A 21,506-nucleotide genomic window follows, 5' to 3' on the forward strand; every position below is an offset into this window, starting at 1 on the left:
GCGCCGGTGTATTAACCTATCTCCTGTAACGCATGTCTCTGGCGTTCGACGATATTGGTCCACAAATTGTCTTTATCGTCAGTCCACAAATTAATCAGCAAGGCAAAAAAGCGTTCAGCTGCCGGAGAAAGCACGGCATCTTTGCGGCGAATAATCCCCAATGTCCGACGTATAACCGGTTCCACCAGCGGGATACCAATAATCGAAGAATAGGGCGCATGGGGCATTGCCAGACCAGGAAGCGCCGAAATCCCCAGTCCCGCCTCCACCAGCCCTAATGACGTCGAAAGATGACGCACTTCGTAAAACCAGTCCAGCTTCCAGGGCTTGTCGGCTAGCTGTTGTTCTATCAATAGTCGGTTGCCGCTGGAGGAGCGTACGCCAATCATTTTGTAACCCACTAACTCCTGCCATTCTACAAGCTGCTTTTTGGCCAATGGATGGTCACGCCGACAGGCCAGCACGAACGGCTCGTTGACCAGTGGGGTAAAATCAATGGATGAATTTGTGACGTTGTTCATGTTTATGCCAAAGTCTGATTCGTTACACAGCACCGATTCCATGCAATTATTCGTGCCTTGTTCCAGAATCCGCACTTTAATATTGGGATACAGCTCATTAAATTTACCGATTGCCAGCGGTAAAAAATAAAATACTGCGGTCGGAATACACGCTAACGTCACCATACCACGATGATAAGCATTCATATCACGAATATTAAAAAGCGTTTCATCGAATTTTTTTATTAATTCCCGCGCCTCCGGGAGCAACCTTTTTCCTGCTTTTGTTAACGTAACCTTGCGAGTTGTACGCTCAAATAGTTGAATGTGTAAATCTTCCTCCATCTTTTTTATTCTTCGCGTTAATGCAGGTTGCGTAATATTGAGTAATTTAGCAGCATTGTTAAATGAACTGGACTCTGCCAGTATGACAAATGCCTTCATACTTGATAATTCATGCTTCATTATTACTCCGGAAAATGGAAGCGACGATTTTGGGTGACTGGCAGTTAAAAATTTTAACTGCATTTAGCCAACTTAAATTAATGAAAAAATGTTATTAATCGTTGAGCTAAAGTCATTAGAGATGCTTTGCCCTTAATGTAACCATATCGCAATAAGTTATGTTTTTAAATTGAGGGCATTATTATGAAAAAAATACCCTGCGTGATGATGCGAGGTGGAACCTCGAGGGGCGCGTTCCTGTTAGCGGAACATCTACCCGAAGATCAAACGCAGCGCGATAAAATATTGATGGTAATTATGGGTTCCGGTAACGATCTGGAAATTGACGGTATTGGCGGCGGTAATCCGCTGACCAGTAAAGTCGCCATTATTAGCCGCTCCAGCGATCCGCGTGCAGATGTCGATTATCTGTTTGCTCAAGTTATCGTCCATGAGCAACGTGTCGATACCACGCCTAACTGCGGCAATATGCTGTCTGGCGTTGGGGCATTCGCCATTGAAAATGGTTTGATTGCAGCGACTTCGCCAGTTACCCGCGTACGTATCCGCAACGTCAATACGGGTACGTTTATCGAAGCTGATGTGCAAACGCCAAATGGTGTTGTCGAGTACGAGGGTAGCGCCAGAATTGACGGCGTACCGGGTACTGCCGCACCGGTTGCGCTCACTTTCCTGAATGCCGCCGGAACGAAAACCGGAAAAGTCTTCCCGACGGATAATCAGATTGATTATTTTGACGATGTCCCGGTGACCTGTATCGATATGGCGATGCCAGTTGTCATTATTCCTGCTGAATATCTGGGAAAAACAGGCTATGAATTACCGGCAGAGCTGGATGCCGACAAAGCATTATTAGCCAGCATTGAATCTATCCGTCTACAAGCGGGTAAAGCAATGGGCTTAGGCGATGTCAGTAATATGGTTATCCCTAAACCTGTACTTATTTCTCCAGCGCAGAAAGGCGGGGCAATTAATGTGCGTTATTTTATGCCGCATTCTTGCCATCGCGCTTTGGCGATAACCGGTGCTATTGCTATTTCCTGTAGTTGTGCATTGGAAGGCACCGTCACCCGACAAATCGTCCCTTCTGTAGGATACGGCAATATCAATATTGAACACCCCAGTGGTGCGCTCGACGTTCATTTAAGTAATGAAGGTCAGGATGCCACGACGTTACGCGCATCTGTTATTCGGACGACAAGAAAAATATTTTCCGGTGAAGTTTATCTTCCCTGAAAAATTTTGTTGTCGTGATAATGACAATCAATAAAGGAATTCTGTATGAGTCATACAGAAAGAACAGGATATTAAATGAATAAAAAATCGTTATGGAAGCTAATTCTGATATTAGCGATCCCATGTATTATTGGCTTTATGCCAGCTCCGGCAGGATTAAGCGAACTGGCGTGGGTGCTTTTTGGTATTTACCTGGCGGCCATTGTGGGGCTGGTTATCAAGCCTTTCCCGGAACCTGTCGTACTGTTAATTGCCGTCGCCGCATCGATGGTAGTGGTGGGTAACTTATCAGGTGGGGAATTTAAAACCACCGCCGTATTAAGCGGTTACTCTTCCGGTACCACCTGGCTGGTGTTTTCTGCGTTTACTTTAAGCGCCGCGTTTGTAACCACAGGCTTAGGTAAACGTATTGCCTATCTGCTGATTGGTAAAATTGGTAGCACTACCCTGGGTCTGGGTTACGTTACGGTATTTCTCGATCTGGTACTGGCTCCGGCAACACCGTCTAACACCGCGCGTGCGGGCGGCATCGTGTTACCGATCATCAACAGCGTGGCAGTGGCTTTGGGATCAGAACCGGAAAAAAGTCCGCGTCGTGTTGGACATTACCTGATGATGTCCATTTACATGGTCACTAAAACCACCAGCTATATGTTCTTTACCGCAATGGCGGGGAACATTCTGGCGCTGAAAATGATCAACGACATTCTGCACCTGCAAATTAGCTGGGGTGGATGGGCGCTAGCCGCCGGATTGCCGGGCATCATTATGCTGCTGGTCACCCCGCTGGTGATTTACACCATGTATCCACCAGAAATTAAGAAGGTGGATAACAAAACCATCGCTAAAGCGGGCCTTGCCGAACTGGGACCGATGAAAATCCGCGAAAAAATGCTGCTCGGTGTCTTTGTGCTGGCGCTGCTGGGCTGGATTTTCAGTAAGTCTCTGGGGGTTGATGAATCCACCGTGGCAATCGTTGTTATGGCAACTATGCTGCTGCTGGGTATCGTTACCTGGGAAGACGTGGTTAAAAATAAAGGCGGCTGGAATACCTTAATCTGGTACGGCGGTATTATCGGCTTAAGCTCCTTATTATCGAAAGTTAAATTCTTCGAATGGTTAGCTGAAGTCTTTAAAAATAACCTGGCATTTGATGGTCACGGTAACGTTGCTTTCTTCGTTATTATTTTCCTCAGCATCATCGTGCGTTATTTCTTCGCTTCTGGTAGTGCCTATATCGTTGCCATGTTACCGGTATTTGCCATGCTGGCGAATGTCTCCGGCGCACCGTTAATGTTAACCGCGCTGGCACTGTTGTTCTCTAACTCCTATGGCGGCATGGTTACTCACTATGGCGGCGCGGCAGGTCCGGTCATCTTTGGCGTGGGTTACAACGATATTAAATCCTGGTGGTTGGTCGGTGCGGTACTGACGATATTAACCTTCCTGGTGCATATCACCCTCGGCGTGTGGTGGTGGAATATGCTGATCGGCTGGAACATGCTGTAAATATACTCGTCATACTTCAAGTTGCATGTGCTGCGTCTGCGTTCGCTCACCCCAGTCACTTACTTATGTAAGCTCCTGGGGATTCACTCGCTTGTCGCCTTCCTGCAACTCGAATTATTTAGAGTATATCCATTTATTATCTTTCTGCGCACTTCACGGTGCGCAGATATCTGGAGCATTTGATGATCAAGTTATCTGAAAAAGGCGTGTTTCTCGCCAGCAATAACGAAATAATTGCCGAAGAACATTTCACCGGCGAAATAAAAAAAGAAGAAGCAAAAAAAGGCACTATTGCCTGGTCTATTCTCTCTTCTCATAATACGTCCGGAAATATGGATAAACTTAAAATTAAGTTTGATTCATTAGCCTCTCACGATATTACCTTTGTTGGTATTGTACAGACCGCTAAAGCGTCCGGTATGGAACGTTTCCCGCTGCCGTATGTGCTGACCAACTGCCATAACTCACTCTGTGCTGTGGGCGGCACCATTAACGGTGATGACCATGTTTTTGGTTTATCGGCGGCCCAGCGTTATGGCGGTATTTTTGTGCCACCGCATATTGCGGTCATCCATCAATATATGCGTGAAATGATGGCGGGCGGCGGCAAAATGATCCTCGGGTCAGACAGCCATACCCGTTACGGTGCGTTAGGGACAATGGCGGTTGGCGAGGGCGGCGGCGAGTTGGTAAAACAGCTGCTTAATGACACCTGGGATATCGACTATCCGGGCGTGGTTGCGGTGCATCTGACCGGAAAACCTGCGCCGTATGTGGGGCCGCAGGATGTGGCGCTGGCTATCATCGGTGCCGTGTTCAAAAACGGTTACGTCAAAAACAAAGTGATGGAGTTCGTAGGTCCCGGTGTTGCAGCGCTCTCTACCGATTTCCGTAACAGCGTTGACGTGATGACCACTGAAACGACCTGTTTAAGTTCTGTCTGGCAAACCGATGAAGAAGTCCATAACTGGCTGGCGCTGCACGGTCGCGGCCAGGATTACTGCCAACTTAACCCTCAACCAATGGCGTACTACGATGGCTGCATCAGCGTTGATTTAAGCGCCATCAAACCAATGATTGCGCTGCCATTCCACCCGAGCAACGTGTATGAAATCGACACGCTGAACCAGAACCTGACCGACATTCTGCGTGAGATTGAAATTGAGTCCGAACGCGTGGCGCACGGTAAAGCCAAACTCTCGCTGCTGGATAAAGTGGAAAATGGTCGCCTGAAAGTGCAGCAGGGGATTATCGCGGGCTGTTCTGGCGGTAACTACGAAAACGTCATCGCGGCGGCGAATGCGCTGCGCGGTCAATCCTGCGGCAACGATACCTTCTCATTGGCGGTTTACCCGTCATCACAGCCGGTGTTTATGGATCTCGCCAAAAAAGGTGTGGTAGCAGATTTGATTGGCGCAGGCGCAATCATCAGAACCGCGTTCTGCGGCCCATGCTTTGGTGCGGGCGATACGCCAATCAACAACGGTTTGAGTATTCGCCACACCACGCGTAACTTCCCGAACCGCGAAGGCTCTAAGCCAGCTAATGGGCAGATGTCAGCGGTGGCGTTGATGGACGCTCGTTCTATCGCTGCAACTGCGGCAAACGGTGGCTATTTAACCTCTGCCAGCGAACTCGATTGCTGGGACAACGTGCCGGAGTACGCCTTCGATGTAACGCCGTATAAAAATCGCGTCTATCAAGGCTTTGTGAAAGGGGCGACCCAGCAACCGCTGATCTACGGACCGAACATCAAAGACTGGCCGGAATTGGGCGCGCTGACTGACAATATCGTCCTCAAAGTGTGCTCGAAGATCCTCGACGAAGTCACCACCACCGACGAACTGATTCCTTCCGGTGAAACCTCTTCTTATCGTTCAAATCCGATTGGTCTGGCGGAGTTTACCCTGTCACGCCGCGATCCCGGTTATGTTGGCAGAAGTAAAGCGACTGCTGAGCTGGAAAATCAGCGTCTGGCGGGGAATGTCAGCGAGCTGACAGAGGTGTTTGCGCGCATTAAGCAGATTGCTGGTCAGGAGCATATTGATCCGCTGCAAACTGAAATTGGCAGCATGGTCTATGCGGTGAAACCAGGCGATGGTTCTGCGCGTGAGCAGGCGGCGAGCTGCCAGCGTGTGATTGGCGGTCTGGCGAATATTGCCGAGGAATACGCGACTAAACGCTACCGTTCTAACGTCATCAACTGGGGGATGTTACCGCTGCAAATGGCGGAAGCACCAACGTTTGAAGTGGGGGATTACATTTACATCCCTGGCATTAAAGCGGCGCTGGATAATCCTGGAACGACGTTTAAAGGTTATGTGATCCATGAAGATGCACCGGTAACGGAGATTACGCTCTATATGGAAAGTCTGACTGCTGAAGAGCGCGAGATTATCAAGGCGGGTAGTTTGATTAACTTCAATAAAAACCGTCAGATGTAAAAAGCGCCATGTGAATGTAGGTCGCATCCGGCACTTATTGTCGGATGCGATGCTGGCGCATCTTATCCGACCTACAAATCGCATCGAACCGTAGGCCGGATAAGGCGTTTACGCCGCATCCGGCACATAGTTAACAGCTCCTACTTCTTCGCCTCTGCAACCACTTTGCTACCCACGCCGCGGTTATTGTATTCCCACATGCGGTTGTAGTTAGTGTCATTCAGATTGCGCTGTACTTCGTCGTTATCATCAACGCTGCCGGTGTTACCCGCGAATGGACGATTGGAAATCACCGCATCAGCCCACGGTTTGGCTGTGTTAAAACCTTCGTTGATGGCGCTATCACGGATCACCACCTGACCGTTGGTATTGGCATCAACATCCAGCGAGCGGCCCAGTTGCGCCACGCCATCACCGGAAGCATTGAAACGACTGTTTACGGCGAGGAAACCGTAGTAAATGTTGGACAGCGTAGCCGGTGCAAACACATACGCTTCTTGCTGAGTACGTGAGTTCACCACGCGGAATTCGGTATTATCGAACACCACTGCGCCGCGACCAGAAACGATATCCACATCCCCTTCAATGTAGCTGTTGGTCACCAGCGTACGCGGCTGACGATTCGTTTCCAGACGGTTCTGCACACCGCTGTTGGTGACAAAGAAGGTGTTCTGACGACCGAGAATGTTAACGTTGTTAATCTGTACCTGGTCACCATCAGTACGCAGTGCCACCGCCGGATGGTTACCCGCATCTACGCTATCGCCCAGCGTGTTTTCGATGGTCAGGTTTTGCAGTTGCAGTCCATTGTTTTGTGACCAGAAGACCGCAGAGCAGAGAACGCCGATACTGTCGCTGCGTTTGCTCTGGCAGCTATCGTACATATACCACGCTGGTTTACCTGGCATATATTTGCCGCGCGGGTTGACGTCGTGACGCCAGTCGGCAGGGCTCATGCCCCCATCAAGGGAAAGCCCAATCTTCACATCAATCGGTTTTTCACCTGTACCGTACAGAGTAATTCCACCCGGAGCGGCAGGGACATATACCGTTCCCTGATACTCACCAGGCATCACGGCAATATACTGGCGCTTGTTGGTACGCTTGATAATTGCCGCATCTACCGCCGCCTGAATCGTGGTATGCGTTACACCTTGAGTACCCGCCGGGCCGACAACAAAGTCAGGTTGTGCAGGCAGGGTAATCGGGGAAGGATTCCACGCTGCCGCACCTGGTGTCAGGGATGCAAAATAGTGTTGAGCATCGAAATTCTGCGCTTCTTTTGCCGACAGAATCGGGCGAGAAGAGGTACCAGGCGCGGTTTGATCAGAAGGACGTTGATCGGGCGGTGTTGAGCTACAGGCGGTCAGCGTCACGCCAAAAGCCAATGCCAGCGCCAGACGGGAAACTGAAAATGTGTTCACAGGTTGCTCCGGGCTATGAAATAGAAAAATGAATCCGTTGAAGCCTGCTTTTTTATACTAACTTTAGCGAAACGGGAAGGTAAAAAGACAAAAAGTTGTTTTTAATACCTTTAAGTGATACCAGATGGCATTGCGCCATCTGGCAGAGTGATTAACTAAACATCGCAGTAATCGAGGCGCTTGCCAGAGAGTGGAAATGAACGTTAAACCCGACCATCGCGCCGCTGGCACCTTCATCGACATCAATACGTTCTACATCCAGCGCGTGAACGGTAAAAATGTAGCGATGGGTTTCGCCTTTCGGCGGCGCTGCACCATCGTACCCGGTTTTACCAAAGTCGGTACGCGTCTGCAAAACGCCGTCTGGCATTGCTACCAGACCAGAGCCAAACCCTTGCGGTAATACGCGGGTATCAGCGGGTAAATTAACAACTACCCAGTGCCACCAGCCGGAGCCGGTTGGCGCATCCGGGTCATAGCAGGTGACAACAAAACTTTTCGTTCCCACAGGAACATCATCCCACGCCAGATGCGGTGAAATATTATCGCCATCGTAACCCATGCCGTTAAAGACATGACGATGCGGCAGCTTATCGCCATCGCGCAGATCGTTACTGATGAGTTTCATGAACCCTCCTTTCTTGTTTGCAGAAAGTGTAGCCAGAAACCCTCACGCTGACTTCCCGTTATTGGCAAAAAAATGTTTCATCCTGCACCGCACGGTTAACCGCTGCGGTCAGACGCTGCAACTGTTGCGGGAGAATAATATAGGGCGGCATCAGGTAAATCAGTTTGCCAAAAGGCCGGATCCATACCCCCTGTTCGACAAAGAATTTTTGCAGCGCTGCCATATTCACCGGACGAGTGGTTTCGACCACGCCGATTGCCCCCAGTACGCGCACATCGGCAACCATTTCGGCGTCACAGGCGGGGGCAAGTTGCTCGCGTAGCTGCGCTTCAATAGCCGCCACCTGATGCTGCCAGTCGCCAGATTCAAGAATCGCCAGGCTGGCGTTTGCTGCTGCGCAGGCCAGCGGATTGCCCATAAAAGTTGGCCCATGCATAAAGCAGCCGGCTTCGCCGTTACTGATGGTTTCCGCAACCTCGCGCGTGGTGAGCGTGGCGGAAAGGGTCATTGTGCCGCCGGTTAAGGCTTTACCGAGACACAAAATATCCGGCGCGATTTCTGCATGTTCACAGGCAAACAGTTTGCCGGTACGACCAAATCCGGTGGCGATCTCGTCGGCAATCAGCAAGATACCTTCGCGATCGCACATTTTGCGGATTCGTTTTAACCATTCCGGATGGTACATGCGCATCCCGCCTGCGCCCTGGACAATCGGTTCAATGATCACCGCCGCGATTTCATGACGATGCGCTGCCATCAGGCGGGCAAAGCCCACCATATTGCGCTCATCCCATTCGCCATCCATGCGGCTTTGCGGGGCGGGAGCAAACAGGTTTTCTGGCAGATAGCCTTTCCACAGGCTGTGCATTGAGTTGTCCGGATCGCACACCGACATCGCGCCAAAGGTATCGCCATGATAACCATTGCGGAAGGTTAGAAAACGCTGGCGCGCTTCGCCTTTGGCCTGCCAGTACTGCAACGCCATTTTCATCGCCACTTCTACCGCTACGGAGCCGGAGTCCGCGAGAAAAACGCACTCCAGCGGTTGCGGCGTCATTGCCACCAATTTGCGGCACAGCTCAATGGCGGGCGCATGGGTGATACCGCCAAACATCACATGCGACATAGCATCAATTTGCGACTTCATCGCCGCATTAAGCTGCGGGTGATTGTAACCGTGGATCGCCGCCCACCAGGACGACATACCGTCAACCAGGCGCCTGCCGTCAGACAAAATTAGCTCGCAATCTTCGGCGCTTGCCACCGGATAAACCGGCAGCGGGGAGGTCATGGATGTGTATGGGTGCCAGATATGGCGTTGGTCAAAGGCAAGATCGTCCGTTGTCATAATCGACTTGTAAACCAAATTGAAAAGATTTAGGTTTACGAGTCTACACCGAATTAACAACAAAAAACACGTTTTGGAGAAGCCCCATGGCTCACCGCCCACGCTGGACATTGTCGCAAGTCACAGAATTATTTGAAAAACCGTTGCTGGATCTGCTGTTTGAAGCGCAGCAGGTGCATCGTCAGCATTTCGATCCTCGTCAGGTGCAGGTCAGCACTTTGCTGTCGATTAAGACCGGAGCTTGTCCGGAAGATTGCAAATATTGCCCGCAAAGCTCGCGCTACAAAACCGGGCTGGAAGCCGAGCGGTTGATGGAAGTTGAACAGGTGCTGGAGTCGGCGCGCAAAGCGAAAGCGGCGGGATCGACGCGTTTCTGTATGGGCGCGGCGTGGAAGAATCCCCACGAACGCGATATGCCGTACCTGGAACAAATGGTGCAGGGGGTAAAAGCGATGGGTCTGGAGGCGTGTATGACGCTGGGCACGTTGAGTGAATCTCAAGCGCAGCGCCTGGCGAATGCCGGGCTGGATTACTATAACCACAACCTCGACACCTCGCCGGAGTTTTACGGCAATATCATCACCACCCGCACTTATCAGGAACGTCTCGATACGCTGGAAAAAGTGCGAGAAGCTGGGATTAAAGTCTGTTCAGGTGGCATTGTGGGCTTAGGCGAAACGGTGAAAGATCGCGCCGGATTATTACTGCAACTGGCAAACCTGCCGACGCCGCCGGAAAGCGTGCCAATCAACATGCTGGTGAAGGTGAAAGGCACACCGCTGGCGGATAACGATGATGTCGATGCCTTTGATTTTATTCGCACCATTGCCGTAGCGCGGATCATGATGCCGACCTCTTACGTACGCCTTTCTGCCGGACGCGAGCAGATGAACGAACAGACTCAGGCGATGTGCTTTATGGCTGGCGCAAACTCGATTTTCTACGGTTGCAAACTGCTGACTACGCCGAATCCGGAAGAAGATAAAGACCTGCAACTGTTCCGCAAACTGGGGCTAAATCCGCAGCAAACTGCCGTGCTGGCGGGCGATAACGAACAACAGCAGCGTCTGGAGCAGGCGCTGATGACCCCGGACACTGACGAATATTACAACGCGGCAGCACTATGATCTGGCAGGAGAAAATCGACGCGGCGCTTGATGCGCGGCGTGTTGCTGATGCCTTGCGTCGCCGTTATCCGGTGGCACAAGGAGCCGGACGCTGGCTGGTGGCAGATGATTGCCAGTATCTGAACTTTTCCAGTAACGATTATTTAGGTTTAAGCCATCATCCGCAAATTATCCGCGCCTGGCAGCAGGGCGCGGATCAATTTGGTGTCGGTAGCGGCGGTTCCGGTCACGTCAGCGGTTATAGCGTGGCGCACCAGGTGCTGGAAGAAGAACTGGCCGAATGGCTGGGCTATTCGCGGGCGCTGCTGTTTATTTCTGGTTTTGCCGCTAATCAGGCTGTCATTGCCGCGATGATGGCGAAAGAGGACCGTATTGTTGCCGACCGGCTTAGCCATGCCTCATTGCTGGAGGCTGCCAGTTTAAGCCCGTCGCCGCTTCGACGTTTTACCCATAACGATGTCGCTCATCTGGCGCGACTGCTTGCTTCCCCCTGTCCGGGGCAGCAACTGGTGGTGACAGAAGGCGTGTTCAGCATGGACGGCGATAGTGCGCCACTGGCGGAAATCCAGCAAGTAACGCAACAGCACAATGGCTGGTTGATGGTCGATGATGCCCACGGCACGGGCGTTATCGGGGAGCAGGGGCGCGGCAGCTGCTGGCTGCAAAAGGTAAAACCAGAATTGCTGGTGGTGACTTTTGGCAAAGGATTTGGCGTCAGCGGGGCAGCGGTGCTTTGCTCCGATACGGTGGCGGATTATCTGGTGCAATTTGCCCGCCATCTTATTTACAGCACCAGTATGCCGCCCGCTCAGGCGCAGGCATTACGTGCGTCGCTGGCGGTCATTCGCAGTGATGAGGGGGATGCACGGCGCGAAAAACTGGCGGCACTCATTACGCGTTTTCGTGCCGGAGTGCAGGATTTGCCGTTTACGCTTGCTGGCTCATGCAGCGCCATCCAGCCATTGATCGTCGGTGATAACAGCCGTGCGTTACAACTGGCAGAAAAACTGCGCCAGCAAGGCTGCTGGGTCACGGCGATTCGCCCGCCAACCGTACCCGCTGGTACTGCGCGACTGCGCTTAACGCTAACCGCAGCGCATGAAATGCAGGATATCGACCGTCTGCTGGAGGTGCTGCATGGCAACGGTTAATAAACAAGCCATTGCTGCGGCATTTGGACGGGCAGCCGCGCACTATGAGCAACACGCAGAGTTACAGCGCCAGAGTGCTGACGTCTTACTGGCAATGCTTCCACAGCGTAAATACACCCACGTACTGGACGCGGGTTGTGGACCTGGCTGGATGAGCCGCCACTGGCGGAAACGTCACGCGCAGGTGACGGCGTTAGATCTCTCGCCGCCAATGCTTGTTCAGGCACGCCAGAAGGATGCCGCAGACCATTATCTGGCGGGAGATATCGAATCCCTGCCGTTAGCGACTGCAACCTTCGATCTTGCATGGAGCAATCTCGCGGTGCAGTGGTGCGGTAATTTATCCACGGCACTTCGCGAGCTGTATCGGGTGGTGCGCCCCGGAGGCGTGGTCGCGTTTACCACGCTGGTGCAGGGATCGCTCCCTGAATTACATCAGGCGTGGCAGGCGGTGGACGAGCGCCCGCATGCTAATCGCTTTTTACCGCCAGATGAAATCGAACTGTCGCTGAACGGCGTGCATTATCAACATCATATTCAGCCCATCACGCTGTGGTTTGATGATGCGCTCAGTGCTATGCGTTCGCTGAAAGGCATCGGTGCCACGCATCTTCATGAAGGGCGCTACCCACGAATATTAACGCGTTCGCAGTTGCAGCGATTGCAACTGTCCTGGCCGCAGCAACAGGGGCGATATCCTCTGACGTATCATCTTTTTTTGGGAGTAATTGCTCGTGAGTAAACGTTATTTTGTCACCGGAACGGATACCGAAGTGGGGAAAACTGTCGCCAGTTGTGCACTTTTACAAGCCGCGAAGGCAGCAGGTTATCGGACGGCAGGTTATAAACCGGTCGCCTCTGGCAGCGAAAAGACCCCGGAAGGCTTACGTAATAGTGACGCGCTGGCGTTACAGCACAACAGCAGCCTGCAGCTGGATTACGCAACGGTAAATCCTTACACCTTCGCAGAACCCACTTCGCCGCACATCATCAGCGCACAAGAGGGCAGGCCGATAGAATCATTGGTAATGAGCGCCGGATTACGCGCGCTTGAACAACAGGCTGACTGGGTGTTAGTGGAAGGTGCTGGCGGCTGGTTTACGCCGCTTTCTGACACTTTCACTTTTGCGGATTGGGTAACACAGGAACAACTGCCGGTGATACTGGTAGTTGGTGTGAAACTCGGCTGTATTAATCACGCGATGTTGACGGCACAGGCAATACAACACGCCGGGCTGACTCTGGCGGGTTGGGTGGCGAATGATGTCACGCCTCCGGGAAAACGTCACGCTGAATATATGACCACGCTCACCCGCATGATTCCCGCGCCGCTGCTGGGAGAGATCCCCTGGCTTGCAGAAAATCCAGAAAATGCGGCAACCGGAAAGTACATAAACCTTGCCTTGTTGTAGCCATCCTGTATTTGGTTAAATTGCGAGCGAGATCGCGTCTTCGATTGACTGCAATTTAACCAATTAAATTCTAAAATAATCACGAAAAAAATTTTACTTCCGCATCATGCGATGTATGTGGGAATTGCCCAGGCGGCGGGGGATAGGGGCTGCAGACAGTTATCCACTATTCCTGTGGATAACCATGTGTATTAGAGTTAGAAAACACGAGGCAAGCGAGAGAATACGCGGCTTGCACGCGAATTGGCGTTAAAGACGGCTCAAAGAAATATCTTTTATTTTTTAACTGGTTAGATAATTGCAATGGCAGTCACTGAAGAGGCATCTCTTGCCATAAAACTGTCATCACTCATCTTGACAAATGTTAAAAAAGCCGTTGCTTTGGGGATAACCCGGTAAGGCCGGAGTTTTATCTCGTCACAGAGTAAATTTTGCTCATGATTGACAGCGGAGTTTACGCTGTAACAGAAATATTATGGTGAGGAACTGTTTTTTTATCCAGTATAATTTGTTGGCATAATTAAGTACGACGAGTAAAATTACATACCTGCCCGCCCAACTCCTTCAGGTAGCGACTCATGAGTAAACCGTTCAAACTGAATTCCGCTTTTAAACCTTCTGGCGATCAGCCAGAGGCGATTCGACGTCTCGAAGAGGGGCTGGAAGATGGCCTGGCGCACCAGACGTTACTTGGCGTGACTGGCTCCGGGAAAACCTTCACCATTGCCAATGTCATTGCTGACCTTCAGCGCCCTACCATGGTACTTGCGCCCAACAAAACGCTGGCGGCCCAGTTGTATGGCGAAATGAAAGAGTTCTTCCCGGAAAACGCGGTGGAATATTTCGTCTCCTACTACGACTACTATCAGCCGGAAGCCTATGTACCGAGTTCCGACACCTTCATTGAGAAAGATGCCTCGGTTAACGAACATATTGAACAGATGCGTTTGTCCGCCACCAAAGCGATGCTGGAGCGGCGTGATGTGGTTGTGGTGGCGTCTGTTTCCGCGATTTATGGTCTGGGCGATCCTGATTTATATCTCAAGATGATGCTCCATCTCACGGTCGGCATGATTATCGATCAGCGCGCGATCCTGCGCCGACTGGCGGAGCTGCAATACGCTCGTAATGATCAGGCATTCCAGCGTGGTACTTTCCGCGTTCGTGGTGAGGTGATTGATATCTTCCCAGCAGAATCGGATGACATTGCACTTCGCGTGGAGCTGTTTGACGAGGAAGTGGAACGATTGTCGTTATTTGACCCGCTCACCGGGCAGATTGTTTCCACTATTCCACGTTTTACCATCTACCCGAAAACGCACTACGTCACGCCACGCGAGCGCATCGTCCAGGCGATGGAGGAGATCAAAGAAGAGCTGGCTGCCAGACGTAAAGTGCTATTGGAAAACAACAAACTGCTGGAAGAGCAGCGGCTGACCCAGCGTACCCAGTTTGATCTGGAGATGATGAACGAGCTGGGCTACTGTTCCGGAATTGAGAACTACTCGCGCTTCCTCTCCGGTCGTGGACCGGGTGAGCCACCGCCGACGCTGTTTGATTACCTGCCTGCTGATGGGCTGCTGGTGGTCGATGAATCTCACGTTACCATTCCGCAAATTGGCGGCATGTATCGCGGTGACCGGGCGCGTAAAGAGACGCTGGTGGAGTACGGTTTCCGCCTGCCATCAGCGCTGGATAACCGTCCGCTGAAATTTGAAGAGTTCGAAGCATTAGCGCCGCAAACCATCTATGTTTCGGCGACGCCGGGTAATTACGAGCTGGAAAAATCCGGCGGCGATGTGGTGGATCAGGTGGTGCGTCCAACCGGATTGCTTGATCCGATTATCGAAGTGCGGCCAGTGGCGACACAGGTCGATGATCTTCTATCGGAGATTCGTCAGCGAGCGGCAATTAACGAACGCGTACTGGTTACAACTCTGACCAAGCGGATGGCGGAAGATCTCACTGAATATCTCGAAGAACACGGTGAGCGCGTGCGTTATCTTCACTCAGATATCGACACCGTCGAACGTATGGAGATTATCCGCGACTTGCGTCTGGGTGAGTTCGACGTATTGGTAGGGATCAACTTACTGCGCGAAGGTCTGGATATGCCGGAAGTTTCGCTGGTGGCGATCCTCGACGCTGACAAAGAAGGCTTCCTGCGTTCCGAACGTTCGTTGATCCAGACCATTGGTCGTGCGGCACGTAACGTTAACGGTAAAGCGATTCTCTACGGTGATAAGATCACCCCATCAATGGCGAAAGCGATTGGCGAAACCGAACGTCGCCGCGAGAAACAGCAGAAGTACAACGAGGAACACGGCATTACGCCGCAAGGCTTGAACAAGAAAGTGGTCGATATCCTGGCGCTGGGGCAGAACATTGCCAAAACCAAAGCGAAGGGCAGAGGAAAATCGCGACCGATTGTTGAGCCGGATAATGTGCCGATGGATATGTCGCCTAAAGCGTTGCAGCAGAAAATCCATGAACTGGAAGGGTTGATGATGCAACACGCGCAGAATCTGGAGTTCGAAGAAGCGGCACAAATTCGTGACCAGTTGCATCAGCTGCGTGAGTTGTTCATTGCGGCTTCGTGACAGGATAACGAAGAAGACAGATGACAAAAGCAAAATTGCCTGATGTGCTAGGCTTATCAGGCCTACATGATCTCTGCAATACATTGAATTAGCGCGGTTTGTAGGCCGGATAAGGCTTTCACGCCGCATCCGGCATAAACAACGCGCACTTTGTCTTCAATAGGAAGCCGGAATTTTCCTTCGGCTTTCCGTTAACCTAAAGCCTGTAATGCCTTTTCCAGCGCGCTATGCAACAACTGGCGGTCATGACGATACGGAATATCGCTGGCCTCCAGTACCTCCTGAATCACAATCCGCTCTTTCACCGCCGAGACATCCACTTTTGGCCCGACGATGACCGCATCAATGACCTTTTTACCGACATACTGCTCCATAATTGCCAGCTTGCTTTCCAGCTTCAAATTAGCCGCAGGTAAACTCAACTCACGCCCCAGATTGCCTATATAGACCATCGGCGCTGGCGTGCGGCGTAATGCCTGTGCGATTTCCTTCAGCAGCAGAATTGGCATCAGGCTGGTGTAAAAACTGCCAGGCCCAATAATGATGAGATCCGCTTCACTGATAGCGTGAACAGCCTCACGCGTTGCGGGTACATTCGGCGTTAACAGTAACTCCTGAATCGGCGTAGTTAACTGGTCGATATTGACCTCGCCGTAAACTTCATGCCCCTGATCGTCAATCGCCATCAGATCCACCGGATGCTCCGACATCGGAATCAAATGTGCGTCCACTTTCAGCAGATTGCGAATCAGATTGATTGCTTCAAGAGGTCGCACGCTAAGGTGATCCAGTGCCTTCAGCATCAGATTTCCAAGGTTGTGCCCGGAAAGTTCGCCATTACCGCCGAAACGATATTCAAACATTGCGGAAGCGACGCTGGGTTCAGTTATCAGCTGGTTGAGGCAGTTACGCATATCGCCCCAGGCAATACCGCCTTCTGAGCGGCGAATACGCCCTGTCGATCCGCCATTATCCGTGGTGGTGACGATACCCGTTAAACGAGAACCCAAAGACGAAAGTGATGAGAGAACGCGTCCCAGTCCATGCCCTCCGCCGAGAGCAACGACACGATCAAGGTCAGCCAGCGTACGATTGCGCATATAGTTTCCTGGAGTCAGATTATCCGCGCTACAGTAGCGCAAATTGCGGGGAAACAGCAATTAACCTGCCAATATTGAGGATACAAACTATTTTCTTCTACCTCTAAAGGACGATGTACGCTATGCCTTCCTGATGATGTATATCAAAGTAAAACCGCCATTTTCCCTTATTCTGTAGCGAAATAGCACGATCATGACGCTATATACATGATTACATAGCGAAAGTGTGGATGGTAAAAATCTCATTTACACGCTAGTATCGGCTTAACCACTAAACACTCTAGCCTCTGCACCTGGGTCAACTGATACGGTGCTTTGGCCGTGACAATGCTCGTAAAGATTGCCACCAGGGCGAAGGAAGAAATGACTTCGCCTCCCGTATCTGGAAAGGTGTACATGGCTTCACAACTGACTGATGCATTTGCGCGTAAGTTTTACTACTTGCGCCTGTCGATTACTGATGTGTGTAACTTTCGTTGCACCTACTGCCTGCCGGATGGCTACAAACCGAGCGGCGTCACCAATAAAGGCTTTCTTACCGTCGATGAAATTCGCCGGGTTACGCGCGCCTTTGCCAGTCTGGGCACCGAAAAAGTGCGCCTGACAGGCGGTGAGCCGTCTTTACGCCGCGACTTTACCGATATCATCGCCGCTGTGCGGGAAAACGACGCTATCCGCCAGATTGCGGTCACCACCAATGGTTACCGTCTGGAACGCGATGTGGCGAACTGGCGCGATGCGGGACTTACTGGCATCAACGTCAGCGTTGATAGCCTTGACGCTCGCCAGTTTCATGCCATTACCGGGCAGGATAAATTCAACCAGGTCATGGCAGGGATCGATGCTGCATTTGAGGCCGGTTTTGAGAAGGTCAAAGTTAATACCGTGCTGATGCGTGATGTTAATCATCATCAGCTCGACACCTTTCTGAACTGGATCCAGCATCGCCCTATCCAGCTGCGTTTCATCGAATTGATGGAAACGGGTGAGGGCAGCGAGCTCTTCCGTAAGCATCACATCTCTGGTCAGGTTCTGCGTGACGAGCTACTGCGTCGCGGCTGGATCCACCAATTACGTCAACGCAGCGACGGTCCCGCGCAAGTCTTTTGTCATCCGGATTACGCCGGAGAGATTGGCCTTATCATGCCGTATGAAAAAGACTTCTGCGCCACTTGCAACCGCCTGCGCGTTTCCTCCATTGGTAAACTCCATCTCTGCCTGTTTGGTGAAGGCGGCGTTAACCTGCGCGATCTGCTGGAAGACGATACCCAGCAACAGGCGCTGGAAGCGCGTATTTCAGCGGCGCTGCGGGAGAAGAAACAGACCCATTTCCTGCATCAAAACAACACCGGTATTACGCAAAACTTATCGTACATTGGCGGCTAAAACGTCAAAAGGAGAGATCAGATGAGTCAGGTAAGCACTGAATTTATCCCGACCCGTATTGCTATTCTTACGGTTTCTAATCGTCGTGGTGAAGAAGACGATACCTCCGGTCACTATCTGCGCGATTCGGCGCAGGAAGCGGGCCATCACGTTGTCGATAAAGCCATTGTGAAAGAAAACCGCTACGCTATTCGCGCTCAGGTATCTGCGTGGATCGCCAGCGACGATGTACAAGTGGTATTGATTACGGGTGGTACTGGCCTGACGGAAGGTGATCAGGCTCCCGAAGCGCTGCTGCCGTTGTTCGACCGTGAAGTTGAAGGTTTTGGTGAAGTGTTCCGGATGTTGTCGTTTGAAGAGATTGGCACCTCAACGTTGCAATCTCGTGCGGTAGCGGGCGTCGCTAACAAAACGCTGATTTTCGCCATGCCGGGTTCGACCAAAGCGTGCCGCACCGCGTGGGAAAATATCATCGCGCCGCAGCTCGATGCCCGTACACGTCCATGCAATTTCCATCCACATTTGAAGAAATAAGTATGTCGCAACTGACCCATATCAACGCCGCTGGCGAAGCACACATGGTGGATGTCTCCGCCAAAGCGGAAACCGTGCGTGAAGCGCGGGCGGAAGCCTTTGTCACCATGCGCAGCGAGACGCTGGCGATGATTATTGATGGTCGCCACCACAAAGGCGACGTATTTGCCACTGCGCGTATCGCCGGTATTCAGGCGGCAAAACGCACCTGGGATCTGATCCCGCTGTGTCACCCGCTGATGCTCAGCAAAGTTGAAGTCAATTTACAGGCCGAGCCGGAGCACAATCGGGTACGTATAGAAACCTTATGCCGCCTGACCGGGAAAACCGGTGTCGAAATGGAAGCGTTAACCGCGGCCTCCGTGGCGGCGCTGACCATTTATGACATGTGCAAAGCGGTGCAAAAAGATATGGTGATTGGTCCGGTACGTTTGCTGGCAAAGAGCGGCGGCAAATCAGGTGACTTTAAGGTGGAAGCGGATGATTAACGTTCTTTTTTTCGCCCAGGTGCGCGAGTTGGTAGGAACAGATGCAACCGAAGTAGCTGCGGATTTCCCAACCGTTGAAGCGTTACGCCAGCACCTGGCTGCGCAGAGCGATCGCTGGGCGCTGGCGCTGGAAGATGGCAAATTGCTGGCTGCCGTCAACAAGACGCTGGTGAGTTTTGACCATCCGCTGACTGACGGCGACGAAGTGGCTTTCTTCCCGCCGGTAACTGGAGGTTAAGATGGCAGAAACCAAAATTGTTGTCGGCCCGCAGCCATTCAGCGTAGGAGAAGAGTATCCGTGGCTGGCGGAGCGTGATGAAGACGGTGCGGTAGTCACCTTTACCGGTAAGGTGCGCAACCATAACCTTGGCGACAGCGTCAAAGCATTAACCCTCGAACACTATCCGGGGATGACTGAAAAAGCACTGGCAGAAATTGTCGATGAAGCGCGTAACCGCTGGCCGCTGGGGCGCGTCACGGTGATTCACCGCATCGGGGAATTATGGCCGGGCGATGAAATCGTTTTTGTCGGTGTCACCAGTGCGCATCGCAGCAGTGCGTTTGAAGCCGGGCAGTTTATTATGGATTATCTCAAAACCCGCGCACCGTTCTGGAAGCGTGAGGCCACGCCGGAAGGCGACCGCTGGGTTGAAGCTCGGGAGAGCGATCAGCAGGCGGCAAAACGCTGGTAGTTTTTTGTTAGCCGGATCAGGCACCGCTGCGTCCGGCAATTTCACCGCTCAGTACATGCGTTTACGCTGCGTCGATGCACAGCCTCATCATTTTGCAGTATCCTTAAGATATTCCTTATATCTTCAGGAGAAAGTCATGGACAGATTCCCACGTTCTGATTCAATTGTACAACCCCGGGCTGGCTTGCAAACTTATATGGCGCAAGTCTATGGCTGGATGACCGTTGGCTTGTTGCTGACCGCATTTGTTGCCTGGTATGCGGCTAATTCCGCGGCCGTGATGGAGCTGTTGTTCACTAACCGTGTCTTTTTAATCGGTCTGATCATCGCGCAATTAGCATTGGTTATTGTGTTATCAGCGATGATTCAAAAGCTGAGCGCAGGTGTGACGACGATGCTCTTTATGCTTTATTCGGCGCTGACGGGTCTTACGCTTTCCAGTATTTTCATTGTTTATACCGCTGCTTCTATCGCCAGTACTTTCGTCGTTACTGCCGGAATGTTTGGCGCAATGAGCCTGTACGGTTACACCACGAAGCGCGATCTAAGCGGCTTTGGCAATATGCTGTTTATGGCGTTAATCGGCATTGTGCTGGCATCGCTGGTCAACTTCTGGCTGAAAAGCGAAGCATTGATGTGGGCAGTTACCTACATTGGCGTGATTGTCTTTGTCGGATTGACGGCGTATGACACGCAGAAATTGAAAAATATGGGTGAGCAGATTGATACCCGCGACACGTCGAACCTGCGCAAATATTCCATTCTTGGCGCGTTAACCTTGTATCTGGACTTCATCAACTTGTTCCTGATGTTGTTGCGGATCTTCGGCAACCGCCGTTAATTCTTTTTCACCATCAATATCCCGGCCATGTGTCGGGATTTTTTTCTTACGAAAAAACGACACTTAACAAGTACCAGGTATAAAATATGCCTTATGGCCGAGCGGAAGTGTTTTCCGTATCCATAAATACAAAAGTATTTTGTATGCGTGGCTTTAAATTTATTGATGGTGAATATTAATATTTTTTCTAAGGATAACTAAAAGAATGGAATCATACTCGCAAAGCAGCAATAAATTAGATTTTCAGCACGAAGCCAGGATATTAAACGGCATATGGCTCATTACCGCTTTGGGTTTGGTGACAACCGCAGGACTGGCCCTGGTGATCATCAGGAATGCCGCATTAATGAGTGAACGGCCCATTTGGGTAATAAGTTGCTTAATGATTGTTTTATGGTCAGGCATTATCTCGCATGGACGAAATAAGCTCCTTGAACTGGCAGGAAAATGCCATAGCGAAGAGTTGTGGAGTCCGGTTAGTTGCGCTTTTACAGGTGCATTAACACTCTAGGTAATGACTCCAACTTATTGATAGTGTTTTATGTTCAGATAATGCCCGATGACTTTGTCATGCAGCTCCACCGATTTTGAGAACGACAGCGACTTCCGTCCCAGCCGTGC

20 protein-coding genes, 1 pseudogene and 1 riboswitch are annotated in these 21,506 nt (G+C 51.4%); of the genes and pseudogenes, 15 read left to right on the top strand and 6 right to left on the bottom strand.

Going from position 1 to position 21,506, the window contains the following annotated elements:
* Nucleotides 1–11 precede the first annotated feature (11 nt).
* Complete coding sequence (locus tag ACJHWT_RS17390) at nucleotides 12–965, bottom strand: LysR family transcriptional regulator (protein ID WP_000679972.1); 954 nt, start codon at nucleotides 963–965, stop codon at nucleotides 12–14.
* Nucleotides 966–1,148: 183 nt separating this feature from the next.
* Here ACJHWT_RS17390 and ACJHWT_RS17395 point away from each other — a divergent pair, with 183 nt between their 5' ends.
* From ACJHWT_RS17395 to ACJHWT_RS17405, 3 genes are all read left to right on the top strand, one after another.
* A complete protein-coding gene (locus ACJHWT_RS17395) occupies nucleotides 1,149–2,201 on the top strand; it encodes a 4-oxalomesaconate tautomerase (RefSeq protein WP_065793174.1) in 1,053 nt (350 codons plus the stop codon).
* Nucleotides 2,202–2,276: 75 nt separating this feature from the next.
* Complete coding sequence (locus ACJHWT_RS17400) at nucleotides 2,277–3,710, top strand: anion permease (protein ID WP_001036491.1); 1,434 nt, start codon at nucleotides 2,277–2,279, stop codon at nucleotides 3,708–3,710.
* Between the two features lie 182 nt (nucleotides 3,711–3,892).
* The gene (locus ACJHWT_RS17405) at nucleotides 3,893–6,154 is read left to right on the top strand and encodes a hydratase (RefSeq protein WP_000593905.1); all 2,262 of its coding nucleotides are present in this window, start codon (nucleotides 3,893–3,895) and stop codon (nucleotides 6,152–6,154) included.
* A gap of 140 nt (nucleotides 6,155–6,294) precedes the next feature.
* Here the strand turns inward: ACJHWT_RS17405 and ACJHWT_RS17410 are convergent, their stop codons facing one another.
* From ACJHWT_RS17410 to bioA, 3 genes are all read right to left on the bottom strand, one after another.
* Nucleotides 6,295–7,578 carry a putative acyl-CoA thioester hydrolase gene (locus tag ACJHWT_RS17410; protein ID WP_001091575.1) on the bottom strand — a complete coding sequence of 428 codons (1,284 nt, stop codon included), beginning with the start codon at nucleotides 7,576–7,578 and terminating at the stop codon, nucleotides 6,295–6,297.
* 151 nt (nucleotides 7,579–7,729) lie between these two features.
* Nucleotides 7,730–8,206, bottom strand: a complete 477-nt coding sequence (locus ACJHWT_RS17415) for a kinase inhibitor (protein ID WP_000767411.1) — start codon at nucleotides 8,204–8,206, stop codon at nucleotides 7,730–7,732.
* Nucleotides 8,207–8,264: 58 nt separating this feature from the next.
* A complete protein-coding gene (gene bioA, locus ACJHWT_RS17420) occupies nucleotides 8,265–9,554 on the bottom strand; it encodes an adenosylmethionine--8-amino-7-oxononanoate transaminase (protein WP_410232343.1) in 1,290 nt (429 codons plus the stop codon).
* A gap of 86 nt (nucleotides 9,555–9,640) precedes the next feature.
* Between bioA and bioB the strand changes: the two genes are divergently transcribed.
* The 5 genes from bioB to uvrB all read left to right on the top strand — a co-directional run bounded on the left by bioB (nucleotide 9,641) and on the right by uvrB (nucleotide 15,844).
* Nucleotides 9,641–10,681: a biotin synthase BioB gene (gene bioB / locus ACJHWT_RS17425; RefSeq protein ID WP_000951218.1), complete on the top strand. Its 1,041-nt coding sequence runs from the start codon at nucleotides 9,641–9,643 to the stop codon at nucleotides 10,679–10,681.
* Nucleotides 10,678–11,832, top strand: a complete 1,155-nt coding sequence (gene bioF / locus ACJHWT_RS17430) for an 8-amino-7-oxononanoate synthase (protein ID WP_000638122.1) — start codon at nucleotides 10,678–10,680, stop codon at nucleotides 11,830–11,832. The genes bioB and bioF overlap by 4 nt, the downstream gene beginning before the upstream one ends.
* On the top strand, nucleotides 11,819–12,574 hold the full coding sequence (bioC, locus tag ACJHWT_RS17435; RefSeq protein WP_000246796.1) for a malonyl-ACP O-methyltransferase BioC: 756 nt from the start codon (nucleotides 11,819–11,821) through the stop codon (nucleotides 12,572–12,574). Before bioF ends, bioC begins: the two co-directional genes overlap by 14 nt.
* Complete coding sequence (gene bioD / locus ACJHWT_RS17440) at nucleotides 12,567–13,244, top strand: dethiobiotin synthase (protein ID WP_000044831.1); 678 nt, start codon at nucleotides 12,567–12,569, stop codon at nucleotides 13,242–13,244. The genes bioC and bioD overlap by 8 nt, the downstream gene beginning before the upstream one ends.
* A gap of 578 nt (nucleotides 13,245–13,822) precedes the next feature.
* Complete coding sequence (gene uvrB, locus ACJHWT_RS17445) at nucleotides 13,823–15,844, top strand: excinuclease ABC subunit UvrB (protein WP_000042533.1); 2,022 nt, start codon at nucleotides 13,823–13,825, stop codon at nucleotides 15,842–15,844.
* A gap of 191 nt (nucleotides 15,845–16,035) precedes the next feature.
* Here uvrB and yvcK read toward each other — a convergent pair whose 3' ends face one another.
* Nucleotides 16,036–16,944: a uridine diphosphate-N-acetylglucosamine-binding protein YvcK gene (gene yvcK / locus ACJHWT_RS17450; protein WP_001304790.1), complete on the bottom strand. Its 909-nt coding sequence runs from the start codon at nucleotides 16,942–16,944 to the stop codon at nucleotides 16,036–16,038.
* A 264-nt stretch (nucleotides 16,945–17,208) separates the two neighbouring features.
* A riboswitch (molybdenum cofactor riboswitch) is annotated at nucleotides 17,209–17,353 on the top strand.
* Here yvcK and moaA point away from each other — a divergent pair.
* The 7 genes and pseudogenes from moaA to ACJHWT_RS17485 form a co-directional block, all read left to right on the top strand.
* A complete protein-coding gene (gene moaA / locus ACJHWT_RS17455) occupies nucleotides 17,341–18,330 on the top strand; it encodes a GTP 3',8-cyclase MoaA (RefSeq protein WP_001295301.1) in 990 nt (329 codons plus the stop codon). (Overlaps the previous riboswitch by 13 nt.)
* A 21-nt stretch (nucleotides 18,331–18,351) precedes the next feature.
* A complete protein-coding gene (moaB, locus tag ACJHWT_RS17460; protein WP_000084639.1) occupies nucleotides 18,352–18,864 on the top strand; it encodes a molybdenum cofactor biosynthesis protein B in 513 nt (170 codons plus the stop codon).
* 2 nt (nucleotides 18,865–18,866) lie between these two features.
* On the top strand, nucleotides 18,867–19,352 hold the full coding sequence (gene moaC, locus ACJHWT_RS17465; protein WP_000080885.1) for a cyclic pyranopterin monophosphate synthase MoaC: 486 nt from the start codon (nucleotides 18,867–18,869) through the stop codon (nucleotides 19,350–19,352).
* Nucleotides 19,345–19,590: a molybdopterin synthase sulfur carrier subunit gene (gene moaD / locus ACJHWT_RS17470; RefSeq protein ID WP_000611260.1), complete on the top strand. Its 246-nt coding sequence runs from the start codon at nucleotides 19,345–19,347 to the stop codon at nucleotides 19,588–19,590. Before moaC ends, moaD begins: the two co-directional genes overlap by 8 nt.
* 1 nt (nucleotide 19,591) lies before the next feature.
* Complete coding sequence (moaE, locus tag ACJHWT_RS17475) at nucleotides 19,592–20,044, top strand: molybdopterin synthase catalytic subunit MoaE (protein ID WP_000852287.1); 453 nt, start codon at nucleotides 19,592–19,594, stop codon at nucleotides 20,042–20,044.
* Nucleotides 20,045–20,180: 136 nt separating this feature from the next.
* Complete coding sequence (locus ACJHWT_RS17480; RefSeq protein WP_000373624.1) at nucleotides 20,181–20,885, top strand: Bax inhibitor-1/YccA family protein; 705 nt, start codon at nucleotides 20,181–20,183, stop codon at nucleotides 20,883–20,885.
* 205 nt (nucleotides 20,886–21,090) lie between these two features.
* Nucleotides 21,091–21,393, top strand: a pseudogene (locus tag ACJHWT_RS17485) (hypothetical protein); the annotation flags it as partial.
* Between the two features lie 17 nt (nucleotides 21,394–21,410).
* Here ACJHWT_RS17485 and ACJHWT_RS17490 read toward each other — a convergent pair.
* The coding region (locus tag ACJHWT_RS17490; protein WP_000851394.1) for an IS1 family transposase at nucleotides 21,411–21,506 on the bottom strand (96 nt) is incomplete at its 5' end.

Origin of the sequence: Escherichia sp. WS338, from assembly GCF_046486405.1 — a bacterium.
Taxonomy (GTDB): domain Bacteria; phylum Pseudomonadota; class Gammaproteobacteria; order Enterobacterales; family Enterobacteriaceae; genus Escherichia; species Escherichia coli.